General features: G+C 67.8%; 18 protein-coding genes and 1 pseudogene. 6 read left to right on the forward strand and 13 right to left on the reverse strand.

Going from position 1 to position 13,981, the window contains the following annotated elements; all coding sequences use genetic code 11:
- Positions 1 to 88 precede the first annotated feature (88 nt).
- Positions 89 to 2,308, reverse strand: a complete 2,220-nt coding sequence (gene purL / locus Q0812_RS10090; protein ID WP_302110208.1) for a phosphoribosylformylglycinamidine synthase subunit PurL — start codon at positions 2,306 to 2,308, stop codon at positions 89 to 91.
- A gap of 89 nt (positions 2,309 to 2,397) precedes the next feature.
- Between purL and Q0812_RS10095 the strand changes: the two genes are divergently transcribed.
- Positions 2,398 to 2,547, forward strand: a complete 150-nt coding sequence (locus tag Q0812_RS10095) for a hypothetical protein (protein ID WP_302110209.1) — start codon at positions 2,398 to 2,400, stop codon at positions 2,545 to 2,547.
- Here Q0812_RS10095 and Q0812_RS10100 read toward each other — a convergent pair.
- On the reverse strand, positions 2,544 to 3,290 hold the full coding sequence (locus Q0812_RS10100) for a hypothetical protein (RefSeq protein ID WP_302110210.1): 747 nt from the start codon (positions 3,288 to 3,290) through the stop codon (positions 2,544 to 2,546). The two genes, Q0812_RS10095 and Q0812_RS10100, sit on opposite strands and share 4 nt — an antisense overlap.
- Positions 3,291 to 3,417: 127 nt before the next feature.
- On the opposite strand from Q0812_RS10100, the gene Q0812_RS10105 reads away from it, so the two are divergent.
- Positions 3,418 to 3,651 carry a hypothetical protein gene (locus tag Q0812_RS10105; RefSeq protein WP_302110211.1) on the forward strand — a complete coding sequence of 78 codons (234 nt, stop codon included), beginning with the start codon at positions 3,418 to 3,420 and terminating at the stop codon, positions 3,649 to 3,651.
- Positions 3,652 to 3,664: 13 nt separating this feature from the next.
- Here Q0812_RS10105 and Q0812_RS10110 read toward each other — a convergent pair whose 3' ends face one another.
- The 5 genes from Q0812_RS10110 to Q0812_RS10130 all read right to left on the reverse strand — a co-directional run bounded on the left by Q0812_RS10110 (position 3,665) and on the right by Q0812_RS10130 (position 6,530).
- Positions 3,665 to 4,087 carry a class I SAM-dependent methyltransferase gene (locus tag Q0812_RS10110; protein ID WP_302110212.1) on the reverse strand — a complete coding sequence of 141 codons (423 nt, stop codon included), beginning with the start codon at positions 4,085 to 4,087 and terminating at the stop codon, positions 3,665 to 3,667.
- Positions 4,084 to 4,752, reverse strand: a complete 669-nt coding sequence (gene purQ, locus Q0812_RS10115; protein ID WP_302110213.1) for a phosphoribosylformylglycinamidine synthase subunit PurQ — start codon at positions 4,750 to 4,752, stop codon at positions 4,084 to 4,086. Before purQ ends, Q0812_RS10110 begins: the two co-directional genes overlap by 4 nt.
- A gap of 44 nt (positions 4,753 to 4,796) precedes the next feature.
- Entirely contained in the window at positions 4,797 to 5,279 is a 483-nt protein-coding gene (locus Q0812_RS10120) for a DUF421 domain-containing protein (protein WP_302110214.1), read from the reverse strand.
- 35 nt (positions 5,280 to 5,314) lie between these two features.
- Positions 5,315 to 5,992 (reverse strand): NlpC/P60 family protein, encoded by a 678-nt coding sequence (locus Q0812_RS10125; RefSeq protein ID WP_302110215.1) that lies wholly within the window; start codon positions 5,990 to 5,992, stop codon positions 5,315 to 5,317.
- 79 nt (positions 5,993 to 6,071) lie between these two features.
- Positions 6,072 to 6,530 carry a YbhB/YbcL family Raf kinase inhibitor-like protein gene (locus Q0812_RS10130; protein WP_302110216.1) on the reverse strand — a complete coding sequence of 153 codons (459 nt, stop codon included), beginning with the start codon at positions 6,528 to 6,530 and terminating at the stop codon, positions 6,072 to 6,074.
- Positions 6,531 to 6,619: 89 nt separating this feature from the next.
- On the opposite strand from Q0812_RS10130, the gene Q0812_RS10135 reads away from it, so the two are divergent.
- Positions 6,620 to 7,036, forward strand: coding sequence for a hypothetical protein (locus Q0812_RS10135; protein ID WP_302110217.1), 417 nt, complete (start codon positions 6,620 to 6,622; stop codon positions 7,034 to 7,036).
- Here the strand turns inward: Q0812_RS10135 and purS are convergent.
- The 4 genes from purS to Q0812_RS10155 form a co-directional block, all read right to left on the reverse strand.
- On the reverse strand, positions 7,033 to 7,266 hold the full coding sequence (purS, locus tag Q0812_RS10140; protein ID WP_302110218.1) for a phosphoribosylformylglycinamidine synthase subunit PurS: 234 nt from the start codon (positions 7,264 to 7,266) through the stop codon (positions 7,033 to 7,035). The genes Q0812_RS10135 and purS overlap by 4 nt on opposite strands.
- Positions 7,266 to 8,021 carry a phosphoribosylaminoimidazolesuccinocarboxamide synthase gene (gene purC / locus Q0812_RS10145; protein ID WP_302110219.1) on the reverse strand — a complete coding sequence of 252 codons (756 nt, stop codon included), beginning with the start codon at positions 8,019 to 8,021 and terminating at the stop codon, positions 7,266 to 7,268. Before purC ends, purS begins: the two co-directional genes overlap by 1 nt.
- Before the next feature lie 183 nt (positions 8,022 to 8,204).
- Positions 8,205 to 9,224, reverse strand: coding sequence for a PAS domain S-box protein (locus Q0812_RS10150; RefSeq protein ID WP_302110220.1), 1,020 nt, complete (start codon positions 9,222 to 9,224; stop codon positions 8,205 to 8,207).
- 427 nt (positions 9,225 to 9,651) lie between these two features.
- Complete coding sequence (locus tag Q0812_RS10155; protein ID WP_302110221.1) at positions 9,652 to 10,089, reverse strand: Cif family virulence factor; 438 nt, start codon at positions 10,087 to 10,089, stop codon at positions 9,652 to 9,654.
- A gap of 109 nt (positions 10,090 to 10,198) precedes the next feature.
- Between Q0812_RS10155 and Q0812_RS10160 the strand changes: the two genes are divergently transcribed.
- Complete coding sequence (locus Q0812_RS10160; protein ID WP_302110222.1) at positions 10,199 to 10,522, forward strand: ATPase inhibitor subunit zeta; 324 nt, start codon at positions 10,199 to 10,201, stop codon at positions 10,520 to 10,522.
- Positions 10,523 to 10,608: 86 nt separating this feature from the next.
- Here Q0812_RS10160 and purB read toward each other — a convergent pair whose 3' ends face one another.
- The gene (gene purB / locus Q0812_RS10165) at positions 10,609 to 11,910 is read right to left on the reverse strand and encodes an adenylosuccinate lyase (RefSeq protein ID WP_302110223.1); all 1,302 of its coding nucleotides are present in this window, start codon (positions 11,908 to 11,910) and stop codon (positions 10,609 to 10,611) included.
- A 103-nt stretch (positions 11,911 to 12,013) separates the two neighbouring features.
- On the opposite strand from purB, the gene Q0812_RS10170 reads away from it, so the two are divergent.
- Both Q0812_RS10170 and corA read left to right on the forward strand, forming a co-directional pair.
- On the forward strand, positions 12,014 to 12,679 hold the full coding sequence (locus Q0812_RS10170; RefSeq protein ID WP_341923591.1) for a glutathione S-transferase family protein: 666 nt from the start codon (positions 12,014 to 12,016) through the stop codon (positions 12,677 to 12,679).
- Between the two features lie 9 nt (positions 12,680 to 12,688).
- A complete protein-coding gene (gene corA / locus Q0812_RS10175; protein WP_302110224.1) occupies positions 12,689 to 13,654 on the forward strand; it encodes a magnesium/cobalt transporter CorA in 966 nt (321 codons plus the stop codon).
- Between the two features lie 5 nt (positions 13,655 to 13,659).
- On the opposite strand, the pseudogene Q0812_RS10180 reads toward corA, so the two are convergent.
- Positions 13,660 to 13,944 (reverse strand): annotated as a pseudogene (locus Q0812_RS10180) (JAB domain-containing protein); the annotation flags it as partial.
- Between the last annotated feature and the right edge of the window lie 37 nt (positions 13,945 to 13,981).

Below are 13,981 nucleotides of genomic sequence, written 5' to 3' on the forward strand. Positions count from 1 at the left end.
CGGGATACTCCAGAGTTTCAATGCCGCCGCTGCCGAGCTGTTCCGCTTAAGCTGTCCGGGCCTGTGGAGTGTTGCGTGGCTGCAACCCTCAGGTGTTGGCCATGGGGCGGCGGCTGATCCACCCCGGCATCCAGCCCTCGTGCACCGCCCGCAGGTCCGCAAGCGCGATGTCGAACAGGCCCGGCGAGGCGAACCGCCCGCCGCCCGCCTGACCGGCCACCATGGCGTGCACGCCGGCCGCCTGCGCCTGGGCCAGCAGATCGGCTGCATCGCCGGGCACGGCGATCAGGTAGCGCGCCTGATCCTCGCCGAAGAGGTAGGGGTGGGCGTGCGTCGGGCTGGTGGCGTTCAGGGTCACGCCCACGTCCGAGGCCAGCGCCATCTCGGCCGCCGCGACCAGGAGGCCGCCGTCCGAAAGATCGTGGCAGACGGTGACAAACCCCTCGCGGATCAGGCCGCGCACGAAGTCACCGTTGCGCTTTTCAGCGGCCAGATCGACCGGCGGGGGCGCCCCGTCCTCACGGCCCAGGACTTCGCGCAGGTAGAGGCTCTGACCCAGCTCGCCGTGGCATTCGCCGATCAGGACCAGCGCGTCCCCTTCGGCCAGTCCGGCATAGCCCGCCAGCAGGTCATAGTCCGGCAGCAGACCCACCGCGCCGACGGTCGGCGTCGGCGGAATGGCGACCCCGTCGGTCTCGTTGTAGAGGCTGACATTGCCGCTCACGACGGGGAAATCGAGTGCTCGGCAGGCCTCGGCCATGCCGTCGGTGGCCCGCACGATCTGGCCCATGATGGCGGGCTTTTCGGGATTGCCGAAGTTCAGGTTGTCGGTGACGGCGATGGGGTCGGCGCCCACGGCGGTCAGATTCCGCCACGCCTCGGCCACGGCCTGCTTGCCCCCTTCATAAGGGTCGGCCTGAACGTAGCGGGGCGTCACGTCGCTGGTCACGGCCAGGGCCTTGGACGAGCCGTGCACCCGCACCACGCCGGCGTCTGCGCCCGTGGCGCTGTCGGCCAGGGTGTCGGCCATGACGTGGCGGTCGTACTGCTCCCACAGCCAGCGCTTGGAGGCCACGTCGGGGCAGCCCATCACTTTCAGCACCGCGGCGGTCCAGTCGATGGGCGCGGGAACCTGGCCGGGATCCAGCCGCTCGGGCGGGACCGGCGGATCCCAGGGGCGGTCGTACAGCGGAGCGTCGTCGAACAGGGGCGCCAGCGGCACGTCGCACTCGACCTGGCCCTTGTGCTTCAGGACCAGCCGGCCGGTGTCGGTGGTGCGACCGATGACGGCGGCGTCCAGGCCCCACTTGCGGAAGATGGCGTGGCCCTCTTCCTCGCGGCCGGGCTTCAGGATCGCCAGCATGCGCTCCTGGCTCTCGGACAGCATCATTTCGTAGGCGGTCATGCCGGTTTCGCGCTGGGGCACCATGTCGAGGTCCAGCTCGATGCCGACGCCGCCCTTGCCCGCCATCTCGACGGAGGATGAGGTCAGGCCCGCCGCGCCCATGTCCTGGATGGCGGCGACCGCGCCGGTGGCCATCAACTCCAGCGTCGCCTCGATCAGCAGCTTCTCGGCGAAAGGATCGCCGACCTGGACCGTGGGGCGCTTCTCCTCGTCGCCCTCGCTGAACTCGGCCGAGGACATGGTGGCGCCGTGGATGCCGTCACGCCCGGTCTTGGAGCCGAAATAGACCACGGGCAGGCCCGCCGCGGGCGCGGCCGAATAGAAGATGGCGTCCGCCTTGGCCAGGCCCACGCACATGGCGTTGACCAGGATGTTGCCGTTGTAGCCTGGGTGGAAGTTGGTCTCGCCCCCGACGGTCGGCACGCCGACGCAATTGCCGTAGCCGCCGATGCCGGCGACCACGCCGTCCACCAGGCGGCGCGTCTTGGGATGCTCGGGATCGCCGAAGCGCAGCGCGTTTAGCAGCGCCACGGGCCGCGCTCCCATGGTGAAGACGTCGCGCATGATGCCGCCCACGCCGGTCGCCGCCCCCTGGTAAGGCTCGATGAAGCTGGGGTGGTTGTGGCTCTCCATCTTGAAGATGCAGGCGTCCCCGTCGCCGATGTCGATGACGCCGGCGTTCTCGCCGGGGCCGCAGATCACCCGCGGGCCGGTGGTGGGAAACTTCTTCAGGTGGATGCGGCTGGACTTGTACGAGCAGTGCTCTGACCACATGACCGAAAAGACGCCCAGCTCCACATCGGTGGGCTCGCGGCCCAGCCGGTCAAGGACGACGGCGTATTCCTCAGGCTTGAGGCCATAGTCGGCGGCCTTTTCGGCCATGGTCTTCTCGGGCGCGCTCATGGCCGGACCCGATAGCGGATTCAGGCTGAGGGGACTAGGGCGGGAACGGCGGGCCGCCTCGGGCGTCTCCTAGGGGAAAGGAGAGTCACATGACCGACCAGCCCATCTCACCGGCCGCCACGCCCGAGGACGAGGCCGCGCCTGACATCGCCGCCGACGACGCCGGCGCCTCCGCCATGGCCGAGCGCAAGCAGAAGCAGGAGGAGCTCGAAACCGAAGCCCGCCTGGTCGAGCACTAGGCGGGGCGCGGCTCACGCCGGCTGCGCCAGACGACCCAGCCGGCGAAGGCCGCCAGCACGACCGCGGCGATCAGGGCCGCGGCCGCGAGGGTCGGCTCCTGATCGGCCGACATGGCCACATAGACGGCCACCAGCCCCCAGACGATGGGCAGCGGATAGGCCGCCAGCTCGGTGCGGAAGGTCACGGCCATGCCCACCAGCAGCACCACGCCGATGCCCGCCAACGCCCACCCGGCCTGCATGTCGGGCGTAATGATTCCCTCGGCGGTCATGACGGTCAGCAGGTTCAGGGCTGTGGCGATGGTCAGCCAGCCTCCGAGCAGTCCGAGCGGCCACAGGACCAGACCGCGCTCCTTGCGCCCGGCCGCCGCCAGGTTGCTGCTCACCAGCCCGCCGACGATGGACAGGGCCGCCAGGCTGATCAGCCCCACGGTCGCCCAGCGCCAGTTGAAGGCCGCCGCCGGTATCCAGAGCCCTGTGGCCGTCATCCCGACCACCGAGGCCCAGCCCAGCGTCCTCAGGAGCGGCGTCTCCGGCGTCCTGGGCCAGACCTGATAGACGGCGTAAGCCGCGATCCAGACATAGATCACGCTCCAGATCGTGAAGGCGTAGCCCGCCGCGCGCAGGGTCTCGTTGCCCTGTTCCGCGAACTGCGCCTGGGTCAGGCCGATGCGCACGATGGCGTCCAGCACTGGCAGCACCAGCATGATCAGCGCGGCGATAAGCACGAGGATGCGGCGCATGGCGTCTCTCCGACAGCTTGAGCGTTCCAGGGACAATACGCCCGCCGACCCCGATGGTTCACTCAAGTTGCGGAACCGGGGGCGCGGACGACCGCTTTCCCTGGAGCATCAGCACAGGAGCCTGACCATGGCCGATCCCACGCCGGAAGCGCCCGCGGGCGAATATCCCCGCGAATACGAGCCGACCCAGGAGGAGGTTATTCGCGGCCGCGAACAGGGCCTGGGCGTGGGCGCCGAGGACCTGGCCATCCAGAACGCGGCCGAGGACGCCATCGACTACCCCGAGGCGGTCGACCCCGGCCAGGGCGAGGACGACGGCGTGGTTGAGCGGCTCGAGCCCGGCGACCCTGGCTACCAGTGACCGGCGCGGGGGGCTAATCCCCCAGGTCGATTTCCCGCAGCGGGTCGCCGCCGTCGATGAACAGGCGCCCGCCCGGCTTCAGTGCCGCCCTGATTCTTGCCCGCGCCGCTTCGCCCGCCTTGGGATGCCGGCCGTCCAGGGCGCCGACCCGGAAGGCGAAGGCCAGGTCAAAGGGCGCTTCGCCGTCTTCGAGTTCAAAGGTCTCGGCGCTAGCCTGCCGCACGCTCAGCTTTCCACCGACATCGCCGCCCGCCTGGGCTTGGCGCACCGCGGCGGCCGAGCGATCGATGGCCAGCACCTGACCCTCTTCGATCCGACGCGCCACTTCGCGGGCCGCGGCGCCCGGGCCGCAGCCGATCTCCAGGACCCGCATGCCGGTCTTCAGAGGAAGCGCGTCGACCAGGATGCGAAGCCGGTCAGACAGCTCCTGGCTCATGCATAGGCCGCGTTAAGCACGCTCTGGAACAGGATCGCGCCGTCGGCCGAGCCCAGCTCGGGCTCGAAGGCGCGGTCGGGGTGGGGCATCATGCCCAGCACGTTGCCGCGTTCGTTCTGCAAACCGGCGATATCGTTGACCGAGCCGTTGGGGTTGTCGACGTAGCGGAACACCACCTGGCCTTCGCCCTCGATGCGCTCCAGCGTGTCGGCGTCGCAGAAGTAGTTTCCGTCGCCGTTGCCCTGGGTCATCGTCACCGTGCGCCGGCCCTGATAGCCGGAGGTGAATCGGGTCTGGCCGTTGGAGACGGTCAGATCGATGGGCTTGCAGACATACTTCAGCCCCGCGTTCTTCATAAGGGCGCCGGGCAGCATGTCGGCCTCGCACAGGATCTGGAAACCGTTGCAGATGCCGACCACGGCCACGCCGCGCTCGGCCTGTTCGCGCACCGCCTTCATGGCCGGCGCAAGCGCGGCCATGGCCCCCGAGCGCAGATAGTCGCCATAGGAGAAGCCGCCGGGAATGACGATCAGGTCCAGCCGGTCGGGCAGGGTGGTCTCGGCGTGCCAGACCATGCCCACCTGGGCGCCGGTCGAGCGTTCGACCGCCACCTTGCAGTCACGGTCGCAGTTGGATCCGGGGAAGACGATGACGGCGGCTTTCATGGCCGCGCCTCTAGCACCGTTCGGCGGCGTTTGCGAGGCGGGGATCAGCCGCCCTTGAGGATCACGGCCATGCTGCCGTCGCTTTGCAGGATCACGGCCTCGGCGTCCTGTAGGGCCTGCCCGCCCTTGTCGCGGATGGCCTGCAGCACCTCGCTTTCGGACACCCGCTCGCGGCGCAGGGTTCGGCGGCACGGCGCCCCGTCGCTGAGCAGCAGCGAGGGGTCGGCCGTCACCACGTCGCGAAGGGTGGGCCAGCGCACGGTCGTCCAGGTGACGGCGAACTGCAGCAGCACCAGAAGGCCCAGGGCGACCACTCCCTCGACCAGGGCTACGCTCTCGGAAACCAGGATCGAGGACAGGGTCGAGCCCAGCGCCACAGTGACGATCAGGTCGAAGGCGTTCAGCTTGGATAGGGTGCGCTTGCCGGTCAGGCGCAGCACGACGATGAGCGAGGCGTAGGCCAGCACGCCGACCACGACGACCCGCAGAACCCCGCTCCAGCTTTGGAAGAAAACCGAGGCGTCCATGCTTCAGCAAACCGGCCGCGGCGCGAGCCGTTCCGTCAGGCTTCGTTGCGTGAGAGCGGCGTGCCGGCCAAACCCGTGAACGCCACGGCTCGCGACGGCGGCTCGCCGCCGCTCAGCGGCCAGCGCGCGCCCAGCAGGCGGCCTTTGGACAGGCGCGCGACGCAGACGCGGTCGCCCTGATTGCCGCCCAGCACGTGGAAAGCTTCGACGTCGGCGCCCACACAAAAGCCCACGTGCCCCCGCCAGCCCGCGCGGCTGCCGCGCCAGAAGACCAGCACCGCGCCCAGGCCCGGTTCGCTGACCCGGCCGAACTTCATCCACGTCCGGGCCGACAGCAGTCCCTGCGGCAGGGGTTCGTCCGGCAGGGCGGCGGCGATGCAGTGGCCCACGAACAGGCCGCACCAGGGCACGTCGTCAGAGGCGTAGTTCAGGTCCAGCCGTTCGGCCCAGTCGAGGATGGCGGGGTTCGAGGACTTTCCCGGCCGCTCGGTCAGGCCTTCCAGCCGCCGCGCCTCGGCCAGCCAGAGCGGTTCATCCGTCGCCAGGCCCAGCGCCCCCAGGGTCAGGGGACCCGCCACGCCATCGGGCTGCAGGCCCGCGGCCGTCTGGAACGCCCGGATCGCCGCCCGCGTGCGCGGCCCAAGCGCGCCGTCCAGCGGTCCCGGATCGAAGCCGTGGGTCAGAAGGGCGGCCTGAAGCTGAAGGACGGACATGAAAACCTCGTCTCGATGGGATCGAGACGAGGCTAGGCGGGGCCCGAAGGGGCGTGCGTAAGTCGGCGGCGGGAGCGACCTACCGCTCGTAGATCGCGGTGATCGACGCTTTTTCCAGCGTGTGGAAGTGCAGGTTGAAGCCGTACTTGGCGCCGGAATCCTCTCTCGTGACCGGCAGCTCCTCCACATCCACGGTGAAGACGGTGAAGATGTAGCGGTGCGGCCCGTGGCCGGGGGGCGGAGCGGCTCCGCCATAGCCGGGCTCGCCGAAGTCGGTGCGACCCTCGACGGCGCCCTTGGGCAAGGGGCCGCCGGCGGCGATCTCGGTCACGTCGGCGGGGATGTTGGCCACCGTCCAGTGCCAGAAACCTGAGCCGGTGGGCGCGTCAGGGTCGTAACAGGTGATGGCGAAGCTCTTCGTCCCCTCGGGCGCGCCGGACCAGGCCAGGTGCGGCGAGCGGTTGCCTTTGTCGTGGACCTGGGCGTCAGGCAGCCGGTCGCCCTCCTTGAAGTCGCTAGAGGTGAGGGTCAGGGTCATGGGGGCTCCCTTCTTCTGAATTCGTCGCGCGATTCATGGGTTCTCAGTCAACGCATGGCAATCCGAAGCGATCAGTAGGGATCGCCGCCATGCGTTTCGTCTTGCTTCTCGCCCTTGCCTTGGCCGCCTGTGCTGAGGCGGCGCCGGAGTCCCAGCTGGCAGGCGAGTGGACGCCCATCTCGACCAACAGCTGCACCACCGAGGGCCGGGTGGTCACCTTCCGACCTGAGCGCATCTATTATCGGGCCGGGCGCGCCGAGGACTGGATCGCGCAGGTCACGGGTTTCACCGAGTCGCCGGGCATGGTGGACCTGAAGGTCCGGCCGCGCGGCCAGACGCCGGGCGGGCGCGAGGAACTGGGCCAGGAGGCGACCCTGAGGTTCGTGGTGCGCGACGGCGAGGCGCGGGTGATGGGCGAGTCCTACGGGGGACCGTTCACGCCGATCGAGGACGAGACCATGACCAACATCTTCACGATGAAGCGCTGCGACGGCGCGGGGCGCTAGGCCACCTCTACCCGGTAGCTCTCGATTACCGTGTTGGCCAGCAGGGTCTCGCACATGCGCTTCGCCTCGGCCTCAGCGTCGGCCCCTTCGAAGTCGAACTCGATCAGCTTGCCGACGCGCACGTCCGACACGCCGGACCAGCCCAGGCCCTTCAGGGCGCCCTCGACGGCCTTGCCCTGGACGTCCAGCACGCCGGGCTTGAGGAAGACGTGAACCTTCACCTTGGCCATCAGTGCAGGCCTCCCTGAATGACGGTGGGCATATCCTTCATGATCCCCAGGCGCCGCGCCACCTCGGCATAGGACTCGATGACGTCGCCGAGGTCGCGGCGGAAGCGGTCCTTGTCCAGCTTGTTGCCGGTGGCCGTGTCCCAAAGGCGGCAGCTGTCGGGGCTGATCTCGTCGGCCAGGATGACGCGGCTGAACTCGCCCTCCCAGACTCGGCCGAACTCAATCTTGAAGTCCACCAGGGTGATGCCGACCGCGCCGAACATGCCAGACAGGAAGTCGTTGATGCGCAGCGTCATGGCCAGGATGTCGTCGATCTCCTGGGTGGTGGCCCAGTTGAAGGCCGTGATGTGCTCTTCGGTGACCATCGGGTCGCCCAGCTTATCGTCCTTCAGATAGAACTCGACGATCGAGCGGGGCAGGGGCGCGCCCTCTTCCTGGCCCAGGCGCGTGGCCAGCGAGCCGGCCACGATGTTGCGGCACACCACCTCCAGCGGAATGATCTCGACCTCGCGGACCAGCTGTTCGCGCAGGGATAGCCGGCGAATGAAGTGGTTGGTCACGCCGATGGCGCCCAGCCGGGTCATGATGAACTCGCTGATCTTGTTGTTCAGCACGCCCTTGCCTTCCAGCGTCGCCTTCTTCTGGGCGTTGAAGGCGGTGGCGTCGTCCTTGAAGTACTGGATGATGGTGCCCGGCTCAGGCCCCTCGTAGAGGATCTTGGCCTTGCCTTCGTAGAGCTTCTTGCGGCGGGTCATGGTCTGTCCCGAAAGGGAGGGGCGGCAAACTAAAAACGCGCGGGCCGGAAATGCCGTCCGGCGGCGCGCGTTCAGAGTCGCTGCGATGCGGTGGAACATAGGCGTTTGCGCGGCGCGGGGCAAACGGCGAGAGGCGAAGGGGCCAGCCGCGTCCCCTACGGACCTGGCGGTCCGCGTCAGCGCCTATTGATCCGCTTCCAGCGCGGCATGGGGCATGGTCATCCGGCAGATCAGACCGTCGGAACGATAATCTAGGGCCACATCGGCTCGAAGGGCTCTGGCCACGACCTGCTTGATGAGGCTGGTTCCAAAGCCCTGGCGTTCAGGGCGTTTCACGGGCGGCCCGCCTTCCTCACGCCACTCGATGAGAAACAGGGGTTCTCCACCGATGTCCTTGAAGGCCGTAGCCACAATGACTCGTCCCGTGGGGCTGCTCAGCGCGCCATACTTCGCCGAGTTCGTCGCAAGTTCGTGGACCGCCAGCGCCAGTAGCTGGGCGGCCTTTGGTCCCACTGACACGGAAGGGCCGTCAATCGCCACATTCGCCCCGCCCTGCGTCTGGTACTGGGCCAGTTCCGCCAGAAAGACCTCATTCAGGCTGGTGTGTTTTTCTTCGCCAAAGCGCAGAGCGCCCTGGCTGGCGGCCAGGGCCTTGAGCCGTCCGACCAGCGAGTCCCTGAACTCTTCCACGTTCGACGCATCCGCCGCGCTGATGGAGACAAGGGAATGAACCACGGAGAGCACGTTGCGCATCCGGTGATCCATTTCGCGCGCCATCGCCTCGCGCAGGTCTTCCAGTTCCTTCCGCGCAGTGATGTCACGATGCACAACGGTCAAGATCGTCTGGCCGTCGATAATCTGGCGCGAGACCATGGCCTCGGCGGGGAACTCGTCCCCGTTTTTGCGGCGGCCCCAGACCTCCCGGCGTGGGCCCATAAGTCGGTGGGTGGAGTTCCCTTCACTCCCGAACTCGCGGACCTGACGCGCGTGTTCGGCGCGGTGGCGCAGCGGAAGCAGCATTTCGACGTGGCGGCCGATTACCTCGCCCGCGCTATAGCCAAATGATTTCTCGGCGGCCGGATTGAATACCAGGACGCATCCGTCTTCATCGGTACAGATCACTGAATCGGCGATAAGCGCCAAAACATCGACCTTTAGTGCGGCTTCACCCCCCTTGAGCGCCAATAGTGCGGAGTTTTTCATTGCCCGCCTCCGCGGATAGGCAAGCCTCAACTTAGCCGTTTATGGCCGCTGAGTCGATTGGCGCGCGCCATGCTGCCCGACAAGTCAAGGCCGAGCCTGGGCGACGAACAGGCCGAACGTTCCCGGCGTAAGAAAAGGTGAAGGCGCGACGGAAGCGAGATGCGGGAATGCGGCGCTTTCCGCCTTATCTTGCCCGATACCCCCTCACTGCTCAGGCCGCCGCTCCTGAGGGTGCAAAGGCCGAGCGCCAGACGGCGAGGGAATTTGCGCACGCTCCGGCTCCGACTCCCATGCTGCTTAGCCGCGCCCTTGCCAGGCGCCGGTCTTTCTCATGGCTGTCTATCAGACGGATCAGACGGATTAGACGGTGTTTCATTTGGCGCGATCTGGCGCGGTTTGGCGCCCGCTTAGGTCCTGGCGCCGTGACTCACAGCGACGGCAGAACCAGCCCCTCGCGCTCGTTGTCCCAGACCATGTTGTGGATGCGCCAGGCGCCGTCCGGGTCCTTCAGCAGCTGGATCGAGTTGATCCCCCGCCGCTCGGGCGCGCTGTCCGACGGGTCCCGCTTCGCCTCATACAGGCTCCAGGCGTGGGCGATGTTGCCGAACACGTCGATGCGCCGGCCGATCTCCACCTCGTAGAAGGGGTTGGCGTCGAAGAAGGGCTGCACGTTCCTTGCGTACGCCTCCAGCCCCATGGTCAGCCGCTGGGCCCGGCCCTGATCGTCCAGCCAGGTGCGGGTCTGGCGCGCGTCGGACGCGAAGACGGCCCTCTGGCGGCTCCAGTCGCGCGGACCGGCCGGTCCCGAGATGAGCGCATACATCTCGTCGATCAGGGCGCCGATCTGGGCTTCATCCTGCGTCATTGAACCAACCCCTCCTTAAGAACGTATCGCAAAGGCCGATCTTGATTGCCTTGGCCGTCAGCCCGGCTATAGACACGCCTTCCGATTGCGTAACCCGCCCGAAAGACCCATGACCACCTTTGACGATCGCGAAAAGGCCTTCGAGGGCAAATATGCTCTCGACCAGGAGCAGGAATTCAAGGCCGCCGCCCGCCGCAACAAGGCCCTGGGCCTGTGGGCGGCCGAGAAGATGGGCCTGAACCAAGCCTCGGCCGACGAATACGCCAAGGCCGTCGTGCGCGCCGATTTCGAGCAGCCGGGCGACGAGGACGTGCTGCGCAAGATCATGGGCGACTTCAAGGCCTCTGGCCTGACCATCTCGGAGGGCGAGGTGCGCTCCAAGATGGACGAGCTGATGGGCCGCGCCCGGGACGAGATCCGCGCGGGCGAGTGATTCCCATCGCTTCGGCGATGATCCGCTGACATTTTGGGGACTTTCGGCTCGCGAGCTCCTGCACGCGAGCGTCAGGCCTTGCGGACTTAGCTCCTTCCAAACACCCGCTGGAACACGGTGTCCACGTGCTTGGTGTGGTACCCCAGGTCGAACAGGGCCTCGAGCTCGGCGTCGGACAGCACGACCCGCTCATCGGCCTTGAGGAATTCGAGGAACCGACCCTCGCCGCGCCAGACCTTCATGGCGTTCTCCTGAACCGCGGCGTAGGCGTCTTCGCGCGAGACCCCGGCCTGGGTCAGGGCCAGCATGACCCGCTGGCTGTTCACCAGCCCGCCCAGGCGGTCGAGGTTCTTCTGCATGTTCTCGGGATAGACGTTCAGCCGCTCGACCACGCCGGCGAGCCGGTGCAGGGCGAAGTCGAGGTGGATCGTGGCGTCCGGGCCGATGCCGCGCTCGACCGCCGAATGGCTGATGTCCCGCTCATGCCACAGGGCGACGTTCTCCAGCGCCGGGACCACGGCCGACCGCACGAGGCGGGCGAGGCCGGTCAGGTTCTCGGTCAGGATCGGGTTGCGCTTGTGGGGCATGGCCGAGCTGCCCTTCTGGCCCTTGTCGAAGAACTCCTCGGCCTCCAGCACCTCGGTGCGCTGCAGGTGCCGGATCTCGACCGCCAGCCGCTCGACCGAGCTGGCGACGACCGCCAGGGCCGCGAAGAAGGCCGCGTGCCGGTCGCGCGGGATGACCTGGGTCGAGACCGGCTCGACGGACAGGCCCATCTGGTCAGCGACGTATTGCTCAACGGCCGGGTCCACATTGGCGAAGGTGCCCACGGCGCCGGAGATGGCGCAGGTGGCGATCTCCTCCCGGGCCGCGACCAGGCGGCGGCGCGCGCGCTGGAACTCGGCGTGATAGCCGGCCAGCTTGAGGCCGAAGGTCACGGGTTCGGCGTGGATGCCGTGGCTGCGCCCGACGCACGGGGTCAGCTTGTGCTCGAAGGCGCGGGTCTCCAGGGCCGCCAGCACGCGGTCGACGCCCTCGATCAGCAGGTCGGCCGCGCGCGCCAGCTGCACGGCGAAGCAGGTGTCCAGCACGTCGGAGCTGGTCATGCCCTGGTGCAGGAAGCGCGCCTCCTCGCCGACGATCTCGGCCACGTGCGTCAGGAAGGCGATGACGTCGTGCTTGGTGGTGCGTTCGATCTCGTCGATGCGGTCGGCGTCGAAGACGGCGTCCTTGCCCTTGGCCCAGATGGCCCGGGCCGCCTCGGCCGGAATCACGCCCAGCTCGGCCATCTTGGTGGCGGCGTGAGCCTCGATCTCGAACCAGATCCGATACTTGGTCTCCTGGGACCAGATGTCGACGGCTTGGGGGCGGGCATAGCGGCTGATCATGGGCCGTGCGTGTCGGCCCGACGGGGAGACGAGTCAAGATTGGCCGGCTTTGCGGGACGCGCTGGCGGGCGTATCAGCCACCTTCCAGCCAAGGAGGGATTCGATGATCGAGCTGATCGTGGGCGACCGCATGTTCTCCACCTGGTCCCTGAGGCCCTGGCTTGTGCTGAAGAAGACGGGGCTGGAGTTCAGCGTCACGGAAATCCCGCTCTATGGCCCCAGCTCGGACGCCAAGCTGGCGGTGCACAGCCCCAGCCGCCGCGTGCCCGTGCTGAAGGCGGACGGCGAGACCATCTGGGACTCCCTGGCCATCGTGCTGTGGATCGCCGAGGCCGCCCCCGAAGCGCCGGTCTGGCCCAGGGACCCGGTCGCTCGGGCCCTGTGCCGCTCGGTCGTATGCGAGATGCATTCGGGCTTCATGGGCATGCGCAACGATTTGGGCATGGGTCCGCAGTTCCCGATGGTGGGGCCCTCCGACGGCCGCCGCACCGAGGTGACGGAGGCCGCCGCGGCCGACGTGCGCCGGATCGTGGCCATGTGGCGCGAGATGCGCGGCCGGTTCGGGGCCGGCGGTCCCTACCTGTTTGGCGAGTGGTCGGTCGCGGACGCCTTCTTCACGCCCGTGGCGACGCGCTTCCGCCGCCACGGCGTCGATCTGGCCGACTACGGCGACGATGAGACCGCGGTCGTCTATGCGCAGACCCTGCTGGCCCAGCCGGATTTCCTGGAGTGGGAGCGGGAGGCGAAGCCGCTGGATCATTCATTGTAGGGTTGGCGCATGAGCCTGGTCGCGGCGGCGGTATATCGGCAGGGTCAGCGCGTTCGCACCCTGACCCTCGACGATGACATCGCCCTTGGCGACGATGAGTTCGTTTGGATCGGGCTGGTTGAACCGACTGAAGGCGAACTGCGCACGCTTCAGGCGCGGTTTCGTTTGCATCCCCTGGCCGTCGAAGATGCGCTCAAGGCGCACCAGCTCCCCAAGGCCGAGGTGTTCGGCGACCAGCTGTTCGTGGTGCTGCGCACCGCCCACTTCCAGCCCGGCGGGCTGATCGACTACGGCGAGACCGCCGTCTTCATGGGGCAGGGCTTCATCATCACGGTGCGCCATGGCTCGACGCGCGCCCATACTCAGCTGCGCGAACAGCTGGAGGCGGCGCCCAGCCTTTTGCGACACGGCATCGACTATGTGCTGCACGCCGTCCTGGACTTTATCGTCGATGGCTATCTGCCGGTGGTCGAGGCCATCGAGGCCGAGGTCGATGAGATGGAGCGTCGGGCACTGGACGCCTTCCTCGGCCGGGCCGAGGTCACGCGTATCTTCGCGCTCAGGCGCGAGGTGCGGCGCTTTCAGCGACTGCTGGACCCGACCAACGAGGTCTGCGCCCGGCTGGAGCATCTGGAGCTGCCCTGCGTCGACGCCGAGGTGCGTCCCTACTTCCGTGATGTGGGCGACCATGTGCGCCGGGTCGAGGCCATGCTGGAGGCCCTGAGCGAGGTGCTGGCTTCGGTCTTTGAGGCCAGTCTGTTGCTGGAGCAGCAACGTCAGGGCGCAATCACTCGGCGGCTGGCCGCCTGGGCGGCGATCCTGGCCGTGCCGACGGCCATAGCGGGTGTCTACGGCATGAACTTCGAAATCATGCCCGAACTGGAGTGGCGTTACGGCTACTTCGCGGTGCTGGCGTTGATCGGGGCCGTCTGCCTCTATCTCTATGCGCGTTTCAAACGTTCGGGCTGGCTTTAGTCTCGCTAGACAAGCCCCTGGGCCTTGAAGCTGACCACGCCCTCGCGGCCGACGACCAGATGGTCATGCACCTCGACCTTGAGCAGCCGGCCCGCGTCGACGATCTGGCGGGTCATGTCGATGTCGGCGCGGCTGGGCGTCGGGTCGCCCGAGGGATGGTTGTGCACCAGGATGAGTGCGCTTGAGGACAGCTCCAGCGCCCGGCGCACCACCTCACGCGGGTAGACGGCGGCCTGGTCCACCGTGCCCCGGTTCATGAGCTCGTCGGCGATCAACTGGTTCTTGCGGTCCCGCTAAGATGCGGCTTGCAGAAATCGATTTGATCTT

Origin of the sequence: Peiella sedimenti (genome assembly GCF_030504955.1) — a bacterium.
GTDB classification, from domain to species: Bacteria; Pseudomonadota; Alphaproteobacteria; order Caulobacterales; family Caulobacteraceae; genus Brevundimonas; species Brevundimonas sedimenti.